Annotated in this window: 4 protein-coding genes; all 4 read left to right on the top strand. The window is 71.7% G+C overall.

What is annotated here, in order from left to right:
• Window positions 1-68 precede the first annotated feature (68 nt).
• Window positions 69-986 carry a serine O-acetyltransferase EpsC gene (gene epsC / locus ABNT58_RS22390; RefSeq protein WP_348755615.1) on the top strand — a complete coding sequence of 306 codons (918 nt, stop codon included), beginning with the start codon at window positions 69-71 and terminating at the stop codon, window positions 984-986.
• 17 nt (window positions 987-1,003) lie between these two features.
• Window positions 1,004-1,294 (top strand): helix-turn-helix transcriptional regulator, encoded by a 291-nt coding sequence (locus ABNT58_RS22385; protein ID WP_348755614.1) that lies wholly within the window; start codon window positions 1,004-1,006, stop codon window positions 1,292-1,294.
• A gap of 87 nt (window positions 1,295-1,381) precedes the next feature.
• The gene (locus tag ABNT58_RS22380) at window positions 1,382-2,314 is read left to right on the top strand and encodes a family 2A encapsulin nanocompartment shell protein (protein WP_348755613.1); all 933 of its coding nucleotides are present in this window, start codon (window positions 1,382-1,384) and stop codon (window positions 2,312-2,314) included.
• 14 nt (window positions 2,315-2,328) lie between these two features.
• On the top strand, window positions 2,329-3,089 hold a 761-nt coding region (locus ABNT58_RS22375), incomplete at its 3' end, for an aminotransferase class V-fold PLP-dependent enzyme (protein WP_348755612.1).

Raw genomic sequence — 3,089 nt, 5'->3', positions numbered from 1 at the left:
GCCGATGGCTGGCGCTACCAGGGGCTGCCGTGGCAACAGGACTGAACGACGAGCCGTCACCCGGCGCGCTGGGGGTTCCGGGCATCGTCGCCGAGCTGCGCGCCGCGCGCGAGCGCTGGCGCACCGCGCAGAACCGGCTGCAGGAAGTGGGTGGCCGCGAGCTGCCCTCGCGCGAGGCGCTGGCTGCCGTGGTGGGCCAGCTGCGGGGCGCCTTGTTCCCGATGCGGCTGGGCCCGCCCGACCTGCGCCAGGAGCATGAGGACGACTACATCGCCCACACGCTGCAGCAGGCGCTGGCCGAGCTGCTGGTGCAGGTGCGGCTGGAGCTGCGCCACCCCGCGCGCAGCGCCGACGGCACCCGGTCAGCGGCCGCCGATGAAGACGCCGATGCGCGGGCGCTGGCCGTGGTGCGCGCCTTCGGCCAGTCGCTGCCCGGCATCCGCGCGCTGCTGGACAGCGACGTGCTGGCCGCCTATGAGGGCGACCCCGCCGCACGCAGCGTGGACGAGGTGCTGCTGTGCTACCCCGGCATCCAGGCCATGATCCACCACCGCATCGCCCACCGGCTGTACGAGCTGGGCACGCCGCTGCTGGCGCGCATCGTGGCCGAGCTGGCCCATGGCGAGACCGGGATCGACATCCACCCGGGCGCACGCATCGGCGCGGGCTTCTTCATCGATCACGGCACCGGCGTGGTGATCGGCGAAACCGCCGAGATCGGCCGCCACGTGCGGCTGTACCAGGCGGTGACGCTGGGCGCCCGCCGCTTCGAGACCGACGAAGAAGGCCACATCCAGAAGGGCGGCGCGCGCCATCCGCTGCTGGAAGACGACGTGGTGATCTATGCCGGCGCCACGGTGCTGGGCCGCGTGACCATCGGCCGCGGCTCCACCATCGGCGGCAACGTGTGGCTCACGCACAGCGTGCCGCCAGGCAGCCGCATCACGCAGGCGCACCCTACCAGCACCGGGCCAGGGGTGGCGTGATGGCCAACGATGCGCTGATGCCCGGACGCCCGGCCACCGAGCTGCCGCCGCCCACGCTGGCGGTGGGCCGCTTCGGCGCCGTGGTGCGCCAGCTGCGAGAAGGCCGGGGCTGGTCGCAGGAGCGGCTGGCCGGCGAGGCCGAGCTCAACCGCTCGTACATGGGCGAGGTGGAACGTGGCGTGGTGATGCCCTCGCTGGCCACTGCGGCCAAGCTGGCCGCTGCGCTGGGCGTGCCGCTCTCGCGCCTGCTGCAGCACTGCGAGCAGAGCCACGCCGACCGCGCGGCCGAGGCCTTTCGCTGGCTATAGCCGGTTGATGCGGTGAGGGCCGCAGGGCGATAGTCGGTTTCGTACTTTCGTTATTCACAACAAGCAGTTCCGTCTCAGGGGGTTTTCATGTCTGAAGCATCCGCCGCGCCGCAATTGGCGCTGGGCGACAACGCCGCGCGCCAGCTGGCCAATGCCACCAAGACCGCGCCGGTCCTGTCCACCATCAGCCCGCGCTGGCTGACGCACCTGTTGCAATGGCTGCCGGTGGAAGCAGGCATCTACCGCCTGAACAAGGTGAGCAACCCCAACGACGTGCTGGTGGCGTGCACCCAGCGCGACGAATCGCGCCTGCCCAGCACCTTCGTCAACTACGAAGAGCAGCCGCGCGAGTACTTCCTCAATGCCGTCAGCACCGTGCTCGACGTGCACACGCGGGTGAGCGACCTCTACAGCAGCCCGCACGACCAGATCAAGGAACAGCTGCGCCTGACGATCGAGACGATCAAGGAGCGCCAGGAAAGCGAGCTGATCAACAACCCCGACTACGGCCTGCTGGCCAGCGTGCACCCCGACCAGGTGGTGTACCCACTGACCGGCGCGCCCACGCCCGACGACCTGGACGAGCTGCTGAGCAAGGTGTGGAAGGAGCCCGCCTTCTTCCTGACCCACCCGCTGGCCATCGCCGCCTTCGGCCGTGAGTGCACCCGCCGCGGCGTGCCGCCGCCGACCGTGAGCCTGTTCGGCAGCCAGTTCCTGACCTGGCGCGGCCTGCCGCTGATTCCCAGCGACAAGGTGCCGGTGGCCGACGGCAAGACCAAGATCCTGCTGCTGCGCGTGGGCGACAAGCGCCAGGGCGTGGTGGGCCTGTACCAACCGGGCCTGGCCGGTGAACAAAGCCCGGGCCTGAGCGTGCGCTTCATGGGCATCAACCGCAACGCCATCGCTTCGTACCTGATCTCGCTGTACTGCTCGCTGGCGGTGCAGACCGACGACGCGCTGGCGGTGCTGGAAGACGTCGAGATCGGCAAGTACCACGACTACCCCGACACCTACAAGTGACCACCGGCATGAGCGTGGACACCCTTCTCGACAACGTGGCCCACCCGGTGCCGCCGCCGGGCCTGCCCGACGCGGCCGCGCTGGCGCGGCTGGCGGGCGAGTTCTTCGCGGCGCTGCCGGGCAGCCAGCCCAACCCGACGGTGGGCGGCGTGCCGGTGCCGGCCAACGTGCAGCCCGCCGGCCTGGCGCTGCCGCCCGGCAGCCACGGCCCGGCCACGCCTTCGCTGCAGCCGCTGGGCGCCACCGCCCCGGGCGCCAACCTGCTGCCCAGCTCGCCGCAGGCGCCGGCCAACGTGGCGGCGCAGGCGCCTTCGTTGCTGCCGCATGCACAGGCGCCCAACGGCGTGCCCGACCATGCACTGGTGGCCGCGCCGGCCTACGACGGCCGTGCCGGCAGCCAGCTGCTGGGCGTGCCTCAGTTGCCCCAGGTGCCTGCGCTGCAACTGCCCGGCCACCCTGGCCATGGCGGCTTGCCTGCGGGCGGCGTGCCGGCGCCCGCGGGCGCCACCGGCTACTACTTCATCGATGGCCCGGGCACGCGCGCACCGGCGGCTGCGGCCCCGGCCACACCGGCTGCGACACCGGCCTTCGACGTGCACGCGGTGCGCCGTGACTTCCCCATCCTGCGGGAGCGGGTGAACGGCAAGCCGCTGGTGTGGTTCGACAACGCGGCCACCACCCACAAGCCGCAGGCGGTGATCGACCGGCTGGCGTACTTCTACGCGCACGAGAACTCCAACATCCACCGGGCGGCGCACACGCTGGCCGCCCGTGC

The organism is uncultured Aquincola sp., assembly GCF_964001545.1.
Lineage (GTDB): Bacteria > Pseudomonadota > Gammaproteobacteria > Burkholderiales > Burkholderiaceae_C > Aquincola.
Note: the sequence above shows the minus strand (reverse complement) of the source record. Positions and strands in the feature narration are given on the sequence as shown.